General features: G+C 55.7%; 12 protein-coding genes. 6 read left to right on the top strand and 6 right to left on the bottom strand.

Translation table 11 applies throughout. The features are described from left to right. Window positions 1-4: 4 nt before the first annotated feature. The 3 genes from H3Z84_RS02015 to H3Z84_RS02005 are packed head-to-tail and all read left to right on the top strand — an operon-like array spanning window position 5 to window position 3,986. Window positions 5-1,474 (top strand): complex I subunit 4 family protein, encoded by a 1,470-nt coding sequence (locus H3Z84_RS02015; protein ID WP_199456070.1) that lies wholly within the window; start codon window positions 5-7, stop codon window positions 1,472-1,474. Then, window positions 1,474-2,847 carry an NADH-quinone oxidoreductase subunit N gene (locus tag H3Z84_RS02010; protein WP_199456069.1) on the top strand — a complete coding sequence of 458 codons (1,374 nt, stop codon included), beginning with the start codon at window positions 1,474-1,476 and terminating at the stop codon, window positions 2,845-2,847. Before H3Z84_RS02015 ends, H3Z84_RS02010 begins: the two co-directional genes overlap by 1 nt. Continuing rightward, window positions 2,835-3,986: a hypothetical protein gene (locus tag H3Z84_RS02005; protein ID WP_039881755.1), complete on the top strand. Its 1,152-nt coding sequence runs from the start codon at window positions 2,835-2,837 to the stop codon at window positions 3,984-3,986. The genes H3Z84_RS02010 and H3Z84_RS02005 overlap by 13 nt, the downstream gene beginning before the upstream one ends. A gap of 276 nt (window positions 3,987-4,262) precedes the next feature. Here the strand turns inward: H3Z84_RS02005 and H3Z84_RS02000 are convergent, their stop codons facing one another. Both H3Z84_RS02000 and H3Z84_RS01995 read right to left on the bottom strand, forming a co-directional pair. Next, on the bottom strand, window positions 4,263-4,766 hold the full coding sequence (locus H3Z84_RS02000; protein ID WP_058577644.1) for a hypothetical protein: 504 nt from the start codon (window positions 4,764-4,766) through the stop codon (window positions 4,263-4,265). Next, window positions 4,715-4,963: a hypothetical protein gene (locus tag H3Z84_RS01995; RefSeq protein WP_194841919.1), complete on the bottom strand. Its 249-nt coding sequence runs from the start codon at window positions 4,961-4,963 to the stop codon at window positions 4,715-4,717. Before H3Z84_RS01995 ends, H3Z84_RS02000 begins: the two co-directional genes overlap by 52 nt. 283 nt (window positions 4,964-5,246) lie before the next feature. On the opposite strand from H3Z84_RS01995, the gene H3Z84_RS01990 reads away from it, so the two are divergent. Beyond that, a complete protein-coding gene (locus H3Z84_RS01990) occupies window positions 5,247-6,629 on the top strand; it encodes a hypothetical protein (protein WP_199456068.1) in 1,383 nt (460 codons plus the stop codon). Between the two features lie 167 nt (window positions 6,630-6,796). Here H3Z84_RS01990 and H3Z84_RS01985 read toward each other — a convergent pair whose 3' ends face one another. After that, entirely contained in the window at window positions 6,797-7,561 is a 765-nt protein-coding gene (locus H3Z84_RS01985; protein WP_199451743.1) for a copper resistance protein B, read from the bottom strand. 20 nt (window positions 7,562-7,581) lie between these two features. Continuing rightward, window positions 7,582-9,447, bottom strand: a complete 1,866-nt coding sequence (locus H3Z84_RS01980; RefSeq protein WP_153741184.1) for a copper resistance system multicopper oxidase — start codon at window positions 9,445-9,447, stop codon at window positions 7,582-7,584. 207 nt (window positions 9,448-9,654) lie between these two features. Between H3Z84_RS01980 and H3Z84_RS01975 the strand changes: the two genes are divergently transcribed. After that, the gene (locus H3Z84_RS01975) at window positions 9,655-10,326 is read left to right on the top strand and encodes a response regulator transcription factor (protein WP_008174546.1); all 672 of its coding nucleotides are present in this window, start codon (window positions 9,655-9,657) and stop codon (window positions 10,324-10,326) included. A 25-nt stretch (window positions 10,327-10,351) separates the two neighbouring features. Beyond that, window positions 10,352-11,674 (top strand): ATP-binding protein, encoded by a 1,323-nt coding sequence (locus H3Z84_RS01970; RefSeq protein ID WP_008174544.1) that lies wholly within the window; start codon window positions 10,352-10,354, stop codon window positions 11,672-11,674. Between the two features lie 52 nt (window positions 11,675-11,726). On the opposite strand, the gene H3Z84_RS01965 is transcribed toward H3Z84_RS01970, so the two are convergent. Beyond that, entirely contained in the window at window positions 11,727-14,924 is a 3,198-nt protein-coding gene (locus tag H3Z84_RS01965; protein ID WP_199456067.1) for an efflux RND transporter permease subunit, read from the bottom strand. A gap of 14 nt (window positions 14,925-14,938) precedes the next feature. Continuing rightward, window positions 14,939-16,147 carry an efflux RND transporter periplasmic adaptor subunit gene (locus H3Z84_RS01960; protein ID WP_199456066.1) on the bottom strand — a complete coding sequence of 403 codons (1,209 nt, stop codon included), beginning with the start codon at window positions 16,145-16,147 and terminating at the stop codon, window positions 14,939-14,941. Window positions 16,148-16,150: the final 3 nt, after the last annotated feature.

Raw genomic sequence — 16,150 nt, 5'->3', positions numbered from 1 at the left:
ATTCATGTTACCACTTGTCTCGCTCACCCTGTTTTTGCCACTGGTCGGCGCGGTGCTGATTCTGTGTCTTCCGAAGCCCGCAACGCGTACGGTACACGTCATAGCGATTATTACCGCCGCCCTTACACTGATCGGTGCTCTGTCCATGTGGTTTCAGGGTGCGAGCGGTGCAGGCTTTTCCCAGGTCGAAGAGCTGCAATGGATACCAGCCATCGGTGCCGCCTACCGGGTTGGAGTTGATGGGATCAGTCTGCCTTTGGTGCTGTTGAGCGCTGTTCTTTTCCTGGTTGCTGTGATCTATACGTCGTCGCTTCGTGAACGTCCGCGCGCCTATATTGCTCTGGTACTTCTTCTGGAAACTGCGTCTATCGGTACCTTTACAGCCCTCGACGGTATCCTGTTCTACGTCTTCTTCGAGGTTTCCCTTGTCTCCATGTATTTCATGATCGCCGGGTGGGGCCACGAAGACAGGCAACGGGCAGCGTTGATGTTTTTTATATACACCTTGCTGGGAAGTCTGCCGCTTCTGCTTGCTATCCTCGGGCTTTATCTGGGCAGCCCCGAACCGACCTTCGACATGCGAGCCTGGATTGAGAATCCCCCCCTGGAGGGCGCGGCGGCCATGTGGGCATTGATCGCTATGCTGATCACCTTTGCGGTAAAGATCCCCGCGGTGCCCCTGCATACCTGGTTGCCCGCCGCACACGTGCAGGCGCCGACCGTCGGCAGCGTCATCCTCGCCGGCGTCATGCTGAAATTCGGCACTTACGGGCTGGTTCGATTTGCTCTGCAAATGACCCCCGATGCGTTCCGTGAAGCGGGCGTTGTTGTTCTTGTTCTCGGTGTTGTCAGCGCGCTCTACGGGGCTTTTGCCGCTCTGGCCCAGAGTGATCTGAAACGCTTGGTCGCCTATACGTCGGTTAACCACATGGGGTATGTCATTGTCGGTGTGGCCGTGGCGGCAATAACTCTGGATCCCTCGGTGCGAACTGTTGCTTTGGATGGTGCGGTATTGCAGATGTTCAGCCATGGACTGGTTACCGGTGCCTTGTTCTTGCTGGTGGGCATGATCCAGGACCGTGCCCACACCCGTGAAATGGGCGAATTGGGTGGGTTGCTCAAGACGGTCCCAATGCTCGGCTGGACCTTTGTGTTGGCGGCCTTTGCATCGCTGGGCTTGCCCGGGCTGGCGCACTTTCCGGCAGAGTTTCAGATTTTTCTCGCCACCTTGGGTAGCGCGCCCGTAGCGGTTGTTGTGATTCTGGGCATTGCCATCATCGCTGGCACCTTTCTCAAGGCGTTGCGCGAAACCTTTCTGGGCGAGCCCAGACAGCGCTGGCAGGCCATGCCCGATCTCAGTGTACGGGAATGGCTTGCCGTGGCGCCACTGCTGGTACTCACGGTTGCCACCGGCGTGGCACCGTCCTGGGTGCTGGACATCATTCACCGGACCACATCGGCGCTGGTGCTGTAATGGCCCGTGATCTTGCATTATTGATTCCGGAAATTGCCGTACTGTTAACGGCTGTCGGCGCGCTGATCGCGGAAATGCTGCGCCGGCCGCGAATAGCGCTGGTGGTCTCGGTCATCGGGCTGCTCGCTGCCACGGGGCTGACGTTGCGTCTGATTGGTGAGGACACAACGGTGTTCGGCGGCAGCTTCCGGATTGACGAACTCAGTGTCTGGGCCAAGCTTATTCTGTTGCCGGCCACCGTGCTCTCCATGCTACTAGCGCGAGTGGATGTGCGAGGCACCGCGCGTGAGGGTACGGTCTACAGCCTGCTGTGCTTTGCCACCCTCGGCGCCCTGGTTCTGGCCGGCGCGGGCGATACGATGTTCCTGGTGTTGGGCACACTGTTGACCGGCCTGGCCACCTTCGCCCTGGTCGCCTATCCGGATACCGACCCGGCCACCGAAGCCGCCATGAAATTCTTCGTGTTTGCCTCGGTCACCGGTGCAATCATGATTTTCGGTCTGAGTTACTGGTTCGGTGCCGCCGGCTCCACCTTGCTTGCTGATCTGCCGGGCATGGATACCATGCCTATGGCCGTCATCATCGGCTTTGTGGCTGTCGTTATCGGCCTTGGCTACAAGGCATCGCTGGTTCCGTTTCATTTCTGGGCGCCAGATGCCTACGAGGGCGGGCCGCTGTCGATAGCGGCTTACCTGTCCGTGGTGCCCAAGATCGGGGCTCTGTTCGCACTTGCTCAGGTGGTTCGCGGTCTGCCCCCGGAAAGTGGTTGGACTGCCGTCATCGCGGGTCTGGCCGTTCTGACCATGACCTACGGCTATCTCGCCGCGCTGGTGCAGGATAACGTCATCCGGCTGTTGGCGTATTCTTCGATTGCCCAGTCCGGCTACTTTCTGCTGGGCATCGTCGCGGTGGGTTCAAGCAAACTCGCGCTGACATCGGTTATCCTGTTTGCTGCCGCCTACGCGGCCATGAACCTGGGCGCTTTTGCCGTTACCGCGGCAACTGGCCGTGTGCTGGATGCGTTCCGTGGGCTGGGCCGTGCAAAGCCGGTGACCGCAATCGCAATGGTGGTTTTCCTGCTGTCGCTGGTCGGTATTCCGCCTCTCGCCGGCTTCGTTGGCAAGTTCCTGCTCTTTGCCGCCGGCATCGATGCCCAGTTCACCTGGCTGGCGGTGGTGGCGATTGCCAACAGTGTGCTTTCACTAGCGGTATACCTGCGCATCGTCGTACCCATGTACCAGCAGGCGGCGACGGAATTCGCGCCATTGGGCAGAAGTCTTGGCACGGTGGTAGTGACCACCTTTGCCGCCACACTGATCATCGGCCTGGCGGCCCAGTTCTTTCTTGCGGGACTGGTGGAGTGGCCGGCCTAGTGCCCCGCCCGGCGACGCTGGCCATCGTGCCGGCCATGAGCACACCGCTGGCGTCCATTTTCGGCAGTGGCTTCCTGGTCATCGTACCGGTACTGGCCAGTAGTGTGGGGCCGTATTCGTTATGGGCGATGCTGGCGGTGGCTTTTGTCGCTTTTCACACCGGTGCCGTCGTGCGCCATAACATTCTGTGTGCTGAACCGGTGCTGGCAGCGGGCAGTCAACGTCTGACGCTCACGCTCGAACGACTGTCGGATGGGGCGCTGGTCCTGGCTTATATTGTGTCCGTGTGCCTCTACATTCATATCCTGAGCGCCTTCGTGCTCGGGGCTTTCGGACTGGATTCGGGCTTCAACAAGAGCCTGTTTACCACGCTGGTGATCGGCGTGATTACTGCAATTGGCATCATGGGTGGCTTGAGACCGTTGGAGCGGATGGAGCGGTGGGCTCTGTATGTGACCATCCTGGTGCTCGCTGTGCTGTTGGCCGCCTTCGCCCTGCGTGACATCAGCGACTTTCTGGACACCGGACGCTTTGTGCTGCCATCCATGCCGCAACGTTCCGGCTGGGAAATGGTGACCATGGTGGCCGGTACCCTGATCGTGGTGCAGGGCTTCGAAACGCCGCGCTATCTCGGCCAGAGTTTTGATACCTGGACGCGGATCCACGCCTCGCGCTGGTCGCAATATGTATCTCTCACGGTCTACGTGGCATTCGTCGCCGTGGTCTTGCCCCTGGTGCCAATTCTGGACGGGCAATACGCAGATAACAGCCTGATCCAGGTGGTTGCCTCGGTCTCGGTACTTCTTTCGGCGCCGCTTATCCTCGCCGCCGGCCTGTCGCAGTTCTCCGCTGCCGTTGCGGACACCCTGGCGGCTGCGGCGAACCTGGAGGAAGTGACGCGGCGGCGCCTCACCCAGCGTTGGGGTTACCTGCTGGTAGGCGGTGCGGCTATGGCGCTGGCCTGGTCCGGTTCCACCTTTACGGTGATCGCGCTGGCGTCACGCGCCTTCGCCCTATACTACCTGTTGCAATGTCTGGTGGCCCTGACGGTGTGCCGCAACCGGCGTGAGCGGGTACGTTTCTTCCTGGTTGCGCTGGCACTCATTTTTGTCCTCCTTTTTGCGGTGCCGGCCGGCTGACCGGGCGGTTTCCGGCGAAAGCCTGAATGTCTGATCTGCACCAAGAATTCATAATGAACTCCGTGACCTATTCGTCGATCGCCCAATCCGGCTATTTCCTTCTGGGCATCCTGGCAGTCTATCTGCGCTTCGTCGTGACAAAGGGAATGTCGTGCTGGCCAGAACTGATATCTGGTTGAAAGCCGTACTGATAATAGCGCTGACTGTCACACTCCTTTTGGGTGTATTTGCGCAAGTGTTTGTAGGGCCGTTTGCATGATGGCCGAAGCCCATTATTTATTGCCGGGAGTAATCACCGCCCTGACGTCTGAGATCAAGCCAGCCTCTATAGAGCCAACGCAAACCAAAGAGCGAGACTGTTGGAACGATAATCCACTGCGCTAGAGGGGCGATACCTGTGCCAAGGAAGGGAAACAGGGGCATAGAATCATTGTAGCTCCAGCGCTGGCCTGCGCCTGTGGCCCAGGCTTCAAAGACTATGGTTATAAGCAGACCGGTAGCAAAATACGCTCCTAAAGCATGGCGGCGCCACCGCCCCTGTATCCAAAAGCCATCTTTAGTTGCCGCTGCGGCGACGCCATAGGCAAATAGTGCAATATTGGCATCGCCGATTGCCGCCCGCGTGCACAGCCAGACGACCGCACCATGGGACGCCTCCATCATCCCTGTAAAGAAAGGCACCTGGATCATTTCCCAAAAAAAATGCAGCAAAAAGCTGACAGACCAGATTAAAAAAAACAGGAACCAGCCTCTACGTGATGGTCGACGTGAACAATGCATAATCTATCCAGCCAATCTAATAACTTCAGGCAGCCGAAGTTGAAATCGCAACCCTTCATCGCAGCGCCCTCCTGACCACCCGATATTTCGGAAATGGCCAGAACCGGTCCACCCAAAAACAACGGCAGCAGCAAGGAGATAACTCGTCGGTTCATTGCGGCCATCTCGATTTCATGCGCCAAATGGTCGGATTGCATGCTTGGCGCCCAGTATGCCTTTCAATAGTGAGCAATCATAGCACCTCTCCAAGAATGGGCGCTGGGGGCGAAATAGCCTCTTTGATGCGTCGTCAGGTCTGACAGTCTGACGGGTGGGGATGTCAGTACGAAAATCGGGAAAATGAAATTTAGCTGAAAATTCAGGTTCGTTTCAGTTGACCACTACAAACTTTGTGCGTCAAGATTAAGGTCGTTTAACTGGCACATCCATATTGAGGCAATAAATCGTTGTCGATATGAAAATTAAAATAAGGAGTTTCACGTGAGCAAAATCTTCAAATCAATAAGCGCTCCGCTGGCGATAGCTTTAGTAGCAACACCGGCGTTGGCCGCGGAGCCGGTCGGGCGTGCGTCACCGACCGTAGAAGACCTGAAGGTTGAAATAAATCAACTGACGGCTGAAGTGGAAGAGCTCAAGAAAGGCGATTCCCCCTTCACGGTGAACGGTTATTACCGCCTGCAGGCGACCTCAGAAAGTTTGGACGAAACCAACGATAACAGCAGTTCTTTTGTTGATCAGCGCCTGCGGGCAAAGATCACCGGCGACCTCAATGATAATGTGAGCCTGGTTTGGTACGGTGAGTTCGACTCTCCGTGGGGTGAGCGGGGAAGCTGCTACGGTGACGACGTCGACGATGACACCCCCGCTGACAATTGCGGCAAACTCAGCGCCGACGGCGTTGGCGTTGAGACCAAAAATGCCTACGCTGAACTGAAGGTGCCGAACAGCGACTGGAAGGTGCGAGCGGGCGTCCAGGGGTATGGCTTCGGCAAGTACGAGAGCTTCGTCACCAATGACGATATGAACGGCATCTCCTTTGCGGGCAATGTTGGTATGGCCACGCTGACAGGTGGCTGGTTCAAGTGGGAAGAAAACGATAGAGATTCTGCGGACGACGTGGACTTCTACATGTTGAGTGCCGAACTTCATCCCAGCGAGGTTTTCCACTACGGCCTTACCGGAGCTCAGATCAGCAACAGCAGTCCGGATGCTCTGAATGGTACGGCGGCTCGAACGGATGACAACTATTTCGGTGCCTACGCCGATTTTACCTATAACAAAATGGCCTATAGCGGCTCGGTACTTTACAAAAAGTCGTCCGGGCGTGACTCTGACGCAACAGATGGCGACACGTACATGTTGAATCTGTATGCCCAGAGGCATTGGGGCAACGCAAGCCTCAAGATTCACGGCATCTACATTCCGGCTGATGACAGCAGCAATGGCGCAGATCGCTTCGCGGCAAACCAGTCAGGCTGGGAGCTGAATAGCAGCAATCTGCAAATCTTCGGAACAGACTACTACTACAACAATGGTGCCCAGGGTGCTAGGTCAGTTAAGGATGCGGCTTACCAAGGGTATGGTCTGATGGGGTTGATGGTCTCAGGTGATCAGGAACTTTCCAACGACTACTACCTGAAGTACGGCACAGGATACTTCCGCGCTGCCGACGACGCGCCCGACAGCGCTGCTCAGGCCAACGGCTCAACCCTTGGCACTGAAGTCGCTGCCCAGGTTGGTAAAAAGTTTGCCGGCTTGTATGACATCAGCCTCCGCGGCTCTTACGGTTTCATGGGAGACTTCTACGGAGATGACCCGGAGGATACCTATAAGGTCGTAGCTATGGTCAATATCAGTTACTGATCAACGTGTAATTTCATGATCTGATACAACGGCCGGGCCTTAGTCCGGCCGTTTGTCATTGAGCCGAACATGCGGAAGGTCGGCAATGATTTTGACGAAATCCTCCAAATGAGGACACTAGCTGACCCACGCAAAGGGGCCAGCCTTTTCTACTGGGCATTATCGTACTAAAACCACCACCGGACGCCCGCCACGAAGCTGGAGGACTCGACGTCTTCCCCCTCGCGCTCACGAAGGTCCTCTGTGTTGCCCAGAAAGCGGGTGTAAGAAACACCCACGTAGGGCGCAAACTCCCTCGAAAAGTGGTATCTCAGACGGAGCCCCAGGCCCACATTATTGATGCCACTACCGACGCCCCACTCCTCAACATCGCTGAAGGCAACGAGCGTTTCGCCGCGGCCCTGCAAAATGAGCCTTTGGGTCAGCAGCCAGTCGTACTCGGCTTCAAGATCGTATGACACGTCACCGTCGTCGGTGACTCGGAGATTTGTGTCTACCTCAAACCAGTAGGGGGCAAGTCCCTGCAATCCAACAATGGCCGAATAGCGCTCCTTATTAGGGCTGGGGCCAAACGTTGTCTGGGCACCCAATCCTGTCTGTATATCCCAGAAGCGATCGAAGCGATAGCTGTACTGCACATCAAAATTTTCAATGTCGCCGCTGTCGCTGGATAGATCAGTCTCACCTTCCGTTTCGACCCAGAGCCGATTGCGATCTTTACCAATCCAGGCCTGGGCGTCCCACAGGGCCAATTCGTTGTCGCCGTCACGCTGGTATTCCATCCGGTCAAACAGAACCTGGCCAAACACCTGGTTGTCGTGTATCGGCAGCGTCCAGTCCGGTTCGGCCTGAACGCCAGTACCGGCGGCGCCGGCTCCCGAGGCAAGCGTTAAGGCTGAGGCACCCACAACCCACTTGATGCGATTCATCATAATGTTCATCCCCTATCCCGTTAAACGACCGACACGACACGAAACATGCCTGCGTCCATGTGGTACAGAAGGTGGCAATGGAAAGCCCAGTCACCCGGTGCATCCGCTGTGATCAGCGCGGATACACGCTCGCCGGGTTTGACGGAAATCGTGTGTTTGCGTGGACGATATTCACCTGCACCGGTTTCCAGTTCCATCCACATGCCATGCAGGTGAATGGGGTGATCCATCATCGAGTCGTTGACGAGGATCAATCGCAGGCGCTCGCCATGGTAGAACTTGACCGGGCCATCGACTTCAGAGAACTTTTTGCCGTCGAACGACCACATGTAACGTTCCATATTGCCGGTAAGGTGCAGTTCCACCTCGCGTTCGGCCGGGCGCTTGTCGGGCCAGCCCTCAATGCTCTGCAACTGGGAATAAGTCAGCACCCGATGGTTGGCTGTTTCAAAGCCTACACCAGGGTCATCCAGACGCGATTGCGGGCTGGAAGCCACCATGGCCGCCCCGGGACCGTGATTATCAGGGCCATGGGATATCGGCCGACCCGCCGTCGGGACCTCATTCATCGTTGCTTTGTCCGAGCTCATCTTGTTCATTCCCGAGTCGGCGCCATTCATCATCATTTGGCCATGGGCTTTGTCGTTGCTGCCTGACATCATTTCCATCTTGCCACCCATGTCCATGCCGCTGTCCATGTTCATATCGCCGTCCTTGCCCATGGCGCCCATGCTCATCGCGCCCATGCCCATGGCGGCCATACCGCGCTCGGTTCGCGGATACATGGGCGGTACTGGCGCCTCCATTCCCTTGCGGGTGGCTAACGTTCCGCGCACATACCCCGACCGATCCTGTGACTGGGCAAACACGGTGTGAGCCGTGTCGGTTGGCTGTACAATCACGTCGTAGGTTTCCGCCACGCCAATGCGGAATTCATCCGTTTCAACGGGTTGCACTGGTTGGCCGTCAGCGGAAATAACCGTCATCGGGAGGCCCGGGACACGGACATCAAAGTAGGTCATCGCCGAGGCATTGATGAATCTCAGGCGAATTTTCTCGCCGGGACGGAACAGCCCGGTCCAGTTACTGGCAGAAGGCGATCCGTTCATCAGGTAGGTATATTCAGAAGCGGTTACATCCAGAATATCCCGGGGGCTCATTCGCATTCTGCCCCACATGCCGGCTTTGCTCCACGCAGCATCCCAGCCCATGGTTTCAACATCCTTGAAGAAGTCGCTAACGGTGCGCTGGTTGTAGTTATAGTAGCCCTCTGCCACTTTAAGGTTGCGGAATACGTCCTCGGGAGAGTCAAAGGTCCAGTCAGATAGAACCACAACGTATTCGCGATCATAGGCCACCGATTCGGGCTCGGCAGGATCAATGATAATCGGCCCATAGTGGCCCAGCTGTTCCTGAAGGCCAGAGTGGCTGTGGTACCAGTAGGTGCCATGCTGTTCGACCGGGAAACGGTACTCAAACGTTTCGCCGGGCATGATGCCGGGAAAGCTGACGCCAGGAACGCCATCCATCTGGTACGGCAGAATCAGACCGTGCCAGTGAATGGATGTTGCCTCCGGTAGCGTATTGGTGACACGCAAGATTGCCTCGCGCCCCTGTTTGAGGCGCACCAGAGGCGCTGGCAGAGTGCCGTTGATGGTGATGGGCTGTTCCGAGACTGTGCCCCCTATCTTGAGAGGTGTTCTCGCGACGGTCAGGTCGTAGATGTCAGCGCCATTACGCACGGTGTGAAATGCGTTCGTGTTGTCCAGTTGTCCTCTAGCATAGGCCGGCAACAAGCTGTCGAAACCGGCAAGAAGTCCCATCGTGGCAGCTCCTTGGATAAGGCGCCGCCTGGACATACCTGCATAGAAATGTCTATCGCTCATAGGTTGCTCCTAAAACCATGTATATACAGCTTCTTGCGTTCGTGACTCGATTATTGATGCTACCCGGTGCAACTGAAATCAAACTGAAAAGTCGACCGGTAACCCCCCATTTTTAACGGGTTGCTGTTTTTCTGGGGAGTTGCCGTTACTGGTACAATCCATGGCAGACTGGCGAAACTTTCCCACCACGAAAAACGGCGCTTACAAATGAAAATTCTGATTGTTGAGGACAATGCGGTACTTGCCAAAAAAATATCGGACTGGCTTGCGCAGGCGCACTACACAGTCGATGTCGCCAAAACCGGCAAAGAAGCAGACTCGTTGATTGAAACAAGCTCCTACCAGGCCGTTATTCTCGATATCGGACTGCCCGATGAAAATGGACTGTCTTTAATGCAAAGATGGAGAAAAAACGGGAAAAAAGAGGCCATCCTTATTCTGACCGCACGCTCCAACTGGACTGAGAGAGTAGAAGGGTTGAACGCGGGTGCCGACGATTACCTTCCCAAACCGTTTGAGTTTGATGAACTGAAAGCCCGGCTCAATGCAATTATCCGAAGGAAGGATGGCAGAACAACAGATCAAATCAGTGTCGACGGATTTCGTCTCAACGCCAGCTACCGAACGCTGACCACGCCCGACCAGAAAGAGTTCAGACTGACAGCCACTGAATTCCGCCTTTTGCAGTGTTTCCTGCGTTCACCAGACAGGGTATTTTCACAGGATGAACTGGTTGAAACCCTCTACAACATTGAAAGATGTCCCACCAGGAATGTTGTTCAGGTCTATATAGCCAGGCTCAGAAAAATAATAGGGGGCAATAAAATCAAGACTTTGCGTGGCCAGGGCTACCTCTTCGAAAAAGATCCTACTGGCTGAACGCCCGAACGAACCAGGTCAACATATGCCAGCTCCAAAGAGTATCCGAAGAACAGCCATTCAGTATGGGGCTGTTTTCAGCCTCGTCTATTTCACCCTGATATTCTTTTCACATGCCTACGTGATAAAACAACTATCGGACGAGTCCAGGAAACAACACCTGAGTAAAGAGCTGGAAAACTTTCAGGCAATCATTGAAGCCGAGTCCCCGACAACTGACGACCTCAGGAACATGATCCATCAGTTTGAAATGCTTCTGGGGCATGCCATCATCATCGAAACGGCAGGCGGGAGCGTCCTGACGAGCAACAACTTTGACCTGAGCCAAATGCAGGGCGTTGTGGATAAGCCCGAGGGTTTTATTCACATAGCGCAGGGCGCGAACACGCTTTTTGGGCTTAGACGTACGTTCACTGCTACTGGAAAGCTGGCCTCAATCACCGTTCTTGAAACCGAGGGGGCGCTCTCTGAACGACCGCTGAAGGCCCACCTGACATTGCTCGGTGCCTCGGCCGTTCTTCTGGCGATACTGCTGGCACTGATTGGAACCACCACACATCTGACGTTAAAGCCCATCAGTAGGATAAAAGAGGACCTGAGACGGCTCCAATCCGGGAAACAAAGTCGTCTGAACCCTCACGTGCCGGAAGAGTTTCGTCCGCTGATCCGGCAGCTCAATGATTTGCTCGAGCTGTCAAACCGGCGGCTGGACCGCCACCGCCGCCTGAATTCCGATCTCTCTCACCTGGTCAAAACCTCTATTTCTGCCAATCTTGCCATTTTGTCGGATATCGATACCTTGCCTCCGTCCCGGGAGGATGTTGTGTTTATGGCCTCTAACTTGCGGGAGCTTGACAAATCCCTGAAATACCGGATGAGCAAAGCAGACATATCAGGCAGACAGATGGGACGGACGTGCATGCCGGTTGAAATCACGGCAAGTGTCATCACCGTTATGGAAAAAATCTTCCCTGACACGGTTTTTCGCCTCCACACCAACTTACCTGAAAACTTCAGCTGGCCAATGGAGCGACAGGATCTTTCAGAGCTACTTGGCAATTTACTCGAAAATGGCGGGAAGTGGTGCCAGACAACCGTCGACGTTACAATCGCCCGCACGTCATCAGGACTCTCCATAGAAGTAGCGGACGATGGCCCCGGAATTTCTCCCGAGGCGGCAGCCACTGTCATGAACAGGGGTACCAGGCTGGATGAAACGGTCGCCGGTTTTGGGCTCGGATTGTCCATCGTGTCCGAGATTGTCGAAGACAACCTCGGACAGATGAACATGGGTACCTCAAAAAACGGAGGAGCCAGCATTGTCATTCTACTGCCACTTCCGGATTAGAAAACCTCCAGAAAGGCAACCGTCGATGACGCAGCGCGGCTTCTCCCATTTTTTACCGTTGGATATCACTCACCTTGGCTCTTGAAAAGCGACCGAACAGAACCGGCAAAACAAAGAGTGTCAGGAAAGTTGCAGTCACGAGACCACCAACAATCACGCTGGCCAGTGGCTTCTGGATTTCCGCTCCCACGCCCGTCGACAACAGCATCGGTATCAAGCCGAGCGCCGAGGTTATTGCTGTCATCAAGACAGGACGTAAACGGGAGACGGCACCTTCAAACACCGCGGTATCCACGTTCAACCCATCCTGTATTCGCTGATTGATGCTTTCGACCATAACGACCCCGTTAAGCACCGCCACACCAAACAGTGTGATAAATCCAACGGAACTGGGCACTGAAAGATACTGGCCGGAGACCCAGAGCGAAAAGACACCACCAATAACGGCAAGCGGCACGTTGACCAGAATCAACAGCGCTTGACCAACCGAACTGAAAGCAAAGTAGAGCAACAGCGCAATCAGCCCCAGAGATACAGGTACCACAATGGTCAATCGTTTCTGAGCTCGCTGCTGGTTTTCGAACTGACCACCAATATCCACCGAATAGCCGGGGGGAAGATTCACTTCTGACGCGATGGTATCCTGAATATCGGCAACCACACTGCCCATGTCACGACCCTGCACATTGGACTGAATGACCACACGGCGCTGAACGTCGTCGCGGCGCACCTGGGGCGGGCCAGACTCAATAGACACATCGGCCACATCACCGAGTCTCACCCAGGCTCCGGAAGGCGCCTGCAACCTGAGATCAGCAATGGCATCCCGGTCTTCCCGGAAACGTTTGGCCAGGCGCACATAGATATCGTACCGCTCATTTCCGTTGATGATCTGGCCCGCGGCGGCACCACCCAGTCCGTCCCGGACGACACTCATCACATCAGACACGGCGAGTCCGTACCGGGAAAGTGCCTGACGGTCTGGCTGAACCACCAACTGCGCTTCACCGGCAATCTGCTCCATGGCCACATCCCGTGTTCCCTGAACGGTTTGGACCGCCGCTTCAATCTGCTGGCCTTTCTCCGCCAGTACGTCGAGATCCGGGCCAAAGAGTTTGATGGCCAACTGCGCACGAACACCTGACAACAATTCATCAACCCGAGTCGCGATAGGCTGAGAAAAGTTAAACAGTAGTCCCGGGTGCTGTTCGAGCTTCTCCTCAAACAGAGCCTGCAATTCATAGCGATTACTGGCGCTGGTCCACTCCGAAGTTGGTTTTAAGCCAATATAGACCTCTATGTTGTTAACTGGCTCCGGGTCGCCGCCTATTTCTGCTCGGCCAGCCCTGGACAGAGCGTAAGTCACCTCTGGAAACTCCATCAGCATGGCCTCCAGTTTCGGCGCCACTTCAAGCGCCGTATCGAGGCTTGATGAAGGGGCCAGGGTCACCCGGAGGTTAATCGTGCCCTCTTCCAGTTCAGGCACGAACTCCGTGCCCAGTCGTGGAACAATCAGCGCCGCCAGTACAACAAGAACCGCCGCCGCGCCAACAACCACGCGGCTATGCTTCAGTGACCAGGCAAGCCCCATGCGATAGAGCTTTTCCAGGGGTTTTAGAATGAAGCTTTCCCGCTCCCGGATACCCTTACGGAACATGTATGACGCCAGCGCGGGTACAACCACCAGAGCGACGATCACCGCCGACACGATAGCCAGCATGATGCTGATTGCCATTGGCTGGAACAGCTTGGCTTCCACACCTTCAAAGCTGAACAGAGGCATGAAAACGACCAGGATAATCGCCGTCGCGAAAAAAATCGGCCGTGCCACTTCCCGGCCGGCTTCCTGGAGACGAAGGGCAATGCCATGATCATCGTGTGACGCGTCCAATGGATCGGGGTCATCTCCAGCCAACTCATCCCGATGGGCGTCATGCTTAGCATCAGGATGGGTCAGATGCTTGAACATGTTCTCAACCATAACAACAGAGCCATCCACCAGCATGCCGATTGCCACAGCAATACCGCCCAGAGACATCAGGTTGGCCGAGAGACCGAACCAGGCCATGATCATCAGGGCAATCCCGATGGAAATCGGTATTGAAAGCAGCACCAGCGTTGTTGCCCGCAGATTCATCAGGAACAGGGCAAGCACGATCGCAATAAACACAAAAGCCAACAGAAGCGCATTGGTCACCGTCTCTACGGCCTTGGTCACCAGATCCGCCTGGTTGTAATAGGGCTCAAAACGAACCCCACTCGGAAGCGCCTGATTTATGCGATCAATGCGGGCCTCGATGCCGTCGATGGTGGCTTTTGTGTTGGCCCCCATTCGTTTGAGTACAATGCCAGAAACCACTTCACCCAGTTGTTCAACCTGACCGGCTTCATCCTTCCGGGTCATGGTTACCGCACCCTGGCGAATTTCAGTGCCCAGCGCTACCTCGGCGACATCGTTCACTGTCACTGTAATGCCATCACTGGTTTTAACGGGCACCTGACGGATCTGCTCGAGCCCCTGCTCGCCATTACCCAGCCAGCCCATACCGCGAATAACCAACTGCTCCTGCCCGCGGCCCATATACCAGCCCCCAACATTGGAGTTGTTGTTCTCCAGGGCTTCCATGACATCGTTCTGTGATAAGTCATAGGACAGCATTCGCGCCGGGTTCAGGTTAACCTGGTACTGGCGGACCTCTCCGCCAAACGACAGAATTTCCGTAACCCCTTCAGCCGGTATCAGCAACAGTTTGACCAGCCAGTCGTGCAAGCTGCGCAATTCCATTGCGTCGTACCCCGAATCCGGGTCCGCTATCAGCAAGTACTGGTAGACCTGGCCAAGACCGGACGTATTCGGCCCCATTTCAGGCACCCCGACCCCGTCCGGAATCAGCTCCCGCGCGGCCTGCAACCGCTCGAAAACCAGTTGGCGCGCGAAATAGATATCCGTGCCCTCTTTAAAGACCACGGTGACACCAGACAACCCGGTTTTGGAGATGGACCGAACCTCCTCAACATCCGGCAACGCATACATCACCGCTTCAATGGGATAGGTGATCAGCTGCTCGACTTCCTCAGCCGCAAGTCCGGGCGCCTCTGTATTAACAGCGACCTGGACGTTTGTAACGTCGGGGAAAGCATCAAGATTCAGTTTTGGTATCTGAAACGCGGCCGTGGCGATAAGCACTGCAAGCGCAATAAGAACCAACAGGCGGTTCTGAACCGCCCAGTCGACAACTCGGTTGAACATAATGGCTCCCGGAATCAGTGGTTGTGCGGATCAAAGCCGCCTTTGGCAATCTCAGAGGCCACAAAAAATGCGCCCCGCAAAACGACTCGTTGGCCCGCAGCCAGGCCGGAAACCTCACGGAGCCCGCCAATTGAGCGGCCCAGTTCCACTTCCACGGGTTCATACTCGCCTTCGGCCTCTTCCACATAGACCGTCCAGTCGCCGTCCGCGCCACGCATCAATGCAGTCTCCGGCACGGCAAGCACCGGCTCGCTGGTCTTAAAACGAAAATACACATCTGCGAACATTCCTGGATGAAAACGATCTTCAGGATTGTCCAGCTCAAGCCTGACAATCCGCGTGCGGGTCACAGGATCAATGGTGTGGGCTTCCTGGGACACCGTTGCCACGCCCACACGACCCGCTGCCCTGACTTCGGCTTCCGCGCCCTTCTCTAGAACAATGTCGGAGCTTGCTGGCAGATGGGCTTCTACCCAAAGCTCACTCTCATCAGCAAGAGTCACCAGCGGCTGGCCAGCCTCAACTCTTTGTCCTTGCTCAAACTCATCGGTCAGTACTGCACCATCCACGCGAGCCCTGAGCATGTATTCACCGAGACTATCCACCCCGCTGGCCTTCAACGCACCAATGTCATCATCGTTCAGCCCGTAAGCAAGCAGAGTCGCCCTTGCTGCTTCAATGTTGGCTTTCGCTGTATTGAACCGCTGATCGCCAACCACGGAACGACCCAGCCCGCTGATTCGCTTCCATTCAGGAAAAGCTTTCCTGTAATCCGCCTGCGCCTGTGCCACCGTCTCACTGAACAGGGTTACCAGCGGCTGGCCCTTGGTTACGTGCTCACCCAGTTCCACGTGACGCCGCAGCACCACTGAGGCAACCCGGGGGGACACGTGATAGCTGGTATAGCCGTTGGTCAGCAGCTCACCGGGAGCGTAGATTTCATAGTCAACGTGCTTGCTTTCGAGGGTTGCTACTTCAATGCCGGCGAGCTCTTTCTGTTTGGCATTGATGCTTGCGGTAGTTGCTTTTTCCTCTTCATGCTCACCTTCTTCACCATGATCTTCCTTATGCTCGCCCTTCTCACCGGTGACTTCCTGATGATCGTCGCCACTGGCAGCATGATCATGACCGGCTTCCTGATGAGCATCTTCCTCTGCCTGTACAAAAGAAAGTGGGGCTGTAAGCAACGTCAATGCGAATACAGAAATCAGAGTTTTTTTCATAAT

It is taken from the genome of Marinobacter sp. bablab_jr003 (genome assembly GCF_016464245.1).
Lineage (GTDB): Bacteria > Pseudomonadota > Gammaproteobacteria > Pseudomonadales > Oleiphilaceae > Marinobacter > Marinobacter vinifirmus.
Note: the sequence above shows the minus strand (reverse complement) of the source record. Positions and strands in the feature narration are given on the sequence as shown.